The sequence below is a fragment of the Halogeometricum sp. CBA1124 genome (assembly GCF_009741955.1).
Classification (GTDB): domain Archaea; phylum Halobacteriota; class Halobacteria; order Halobacteriales; family Haloferacaceae; genus Halogeometricum; species Halogeometricum rufum.
In genome coordinates this window covers 1-2,217 of sequence record NZ_WPCD01000323.1, presented here as the reverse complement: position 1 = coordinate 2,217, position 2,217 = coordinate 1, and the positions used below count along the sequence as shown (strand labels likewise).

General features: G+C 66.6%; 2 protein-coding genes. Both read left to right on the top strand.

The features are described from left to right. The coding region (locus GJ632_RS21060) for a hypothetical protein (protein WP_231751743.1) at positions 1-361 on the top strand (361 nt) is incomplete at its 5' end. Continuing rightward, positions 358-2,058: an ATP-binding protein gene (locus GJ632_RS21055; protein ID WP_191453945.1), complete on the top strand. Its 1,701-nt coding sequence runs from the start codon at positions 358-360 to the stop codon at positions 2,056-2,058. The genes GJ632_RS21060 and GJ632_RS21055, both read left to right, overlap by 4 nt. Positions 2,059-2,217 lie beyond the last annotated feature (159 nt).

Genomic DNA, 2,217 nt, shown 5'->3' with positions numbered 1-2,217 from the left:
ACGTAGCTGTCATCGGCCGAGCGGACGCCGTCGACGGCATCCTCGTCGTTCCGCTCGGGTCGGACCCGCCCGGCATCTCGACTGGTACACCGTCTCGCGGTCGATGGTCCGGTACGCGGGCCGCGCGGCCGTCGTCTGCGACCGCATCGAACAGCGACTGCGGACCGCGACACGCCCCGGCGCCGCGGTTCGCTGGCGAGAACTCTCGGAACTCCTCGTCGCGGTCGGTCGAACCGTCGCAACCGTCGCGGCCGCCCGCGAGTGGATCGACCCGCCGGAGACCGACGCAGACGGTGCGGGCGAACTGATCGCAGTGGCGAAACGAACCGTAGAGCACGTCTCCCCAGACTCAACGATATGAACCGAGAGAAACTCACACTCATCACGAACGACAACGAACCCACCTCGCACGTCCGCGTCGGGCGAAGCCGAGTCTCCCCCTCGACGGACGTGGTGCAGGTGTCGTACCGCGGACAGAGCGCGTACTTTCGCGTCCAGACCGAAGACGACCGGGTCGCGAACAAGATTCGCAACCGCGGGTACGTCCACGGGAACGTCGCACCCATCCTCGGCGGTAGCGACGACGTCGGCCGGAAGTGCCTCGTGGATTCGAGTGCGACGATTCGCGACGTTCCGGCCTGTTCGACCGCCAAGCTGTACGCGCCCGGTACCGACGAGGACCAACTCACGTCGGCGCTCGTGGACTCGCAGTACCTGCTGCACGAGATAGAGGAGGTTCCGAAGTTCGGCCCCGACGGCTTCAGTTTCACCGTCGTGGAGATGGATCCGTCCGGCTACTCGACGCTCAGAGTGACCTCCGAGACGGAGTTCGAGTTCGTCGACGAGAGTGAGTGGGCCGAGCAACGCCGCGAGCGGAAGACGCAGAGTCGGGGTGCGGACGAGGCAGTCGCGGGCGGCGGCCGCGGCGAGTCCGACGACGAAGAACCCACCGTCGACATCGAACCGACGAATCCGAGCGTCAGTTTCGAGGAGGACGTGGCGGGACTCGAATCGGTCAAGCAGACGGCTCGGATGCTGCTGTCGCTGTACGACCCCGACGTGCAGGCCCAGATGGAGGAGTTGTACGGCGGCACGTTCGCGTCTCGGAGCGGGAGTATGCTCCTGTACGGCCCGCCCGGGTGCGGGAAGACGCTCGTGTCGGAGGCCATCGCGTACGAGGCGAAGCACGAGACGGACATCGAGGCGCGCCGCGGAGACGTGAAGTTCCTCGAAGTCGAGGCGAGCGACATCGTCTCGAAGTACATGGGCGAGTCGGAGAAGAACATCCGGGCGGTGTTCGACCAGGCGCACGACCTGTCGAGCGAGGGGTTCGTCGTCCTCTTTTTCGACGAAGTCGAGACGCTCATCCCGGACCGAAGCGACGAGAACCTCAAGCGGTCCGAGCGGTCACTCACCAACGCGTTCCTGCAGGAGATGAACGACGTGGAGGACAACCTGTTCGTCATCGGCGCGACGAACATGCCGTTCTCCATCGACCCGGCCGCGACTCGCCGGTTCCCCATTCAGCAGTTCATCCCGCAACCGGACGAGCGCGTGATGTCGCAGGTGTGGCAGAAGACGCTCTCCTCGCTGCCCAACGCGGGCGACATCGACTTCGAGCGGCTCGGGCGGAAGTCGACCGGCTACACGCCCGCCGAAGTCGCAGACCGCGTCCTGGGGAGCGACCTCAGGCGCGAACTCATCGAGAGCGTCGTCGAGGACGGCCGCGAGCCGATAACCGTCACGACGGACTACCTCGTCGAACAGCTCGAATCGACGGAACCGAAGACGGTCAACCAGTACGTCGCAAGCGTCAGAAAACAGCTCTCGGACCTCGAAGGCTATCCCGAGTTGAAGCGGTACATCGAACGACAGGTCGAGGAGTTAGACGAACCGACCGGCGGCCGCGACGGCGGTGGGTCGGGCGCCGAACTGGTCCGACAGCTGATGCAGAGCGCGGGCGGCGACGGCGACGCTTCGGATCCGAGCGCCGACGGCGCCGGCGAGGCACCGCCCTCCGACGGCGGCGGAGACGGCGCGGAGGCCGGTGGTGACTGAGAGCGATGGCCGCCGAACACCACCGGTACGTGCGGTCGCACGCGTTCGAGGTGGGCGACGTCGTGGCGACGGCGTCGGGCCCCGACTACGCCGCGGTCACCGACGGAGAGCGAGTCGAACTCGTCGACACCGACGGTCACGTCGCCGTCGAACTGGACG

Excerpts from the sequence above, each read along its gene's own strand:
- GJ632_RS21055 (WP_191453945.1), top strand. The coding sequence starts at position 358 with ATGAACCGAGAGAAACTCACACTCATCACGAACGACAACGAACCCACC.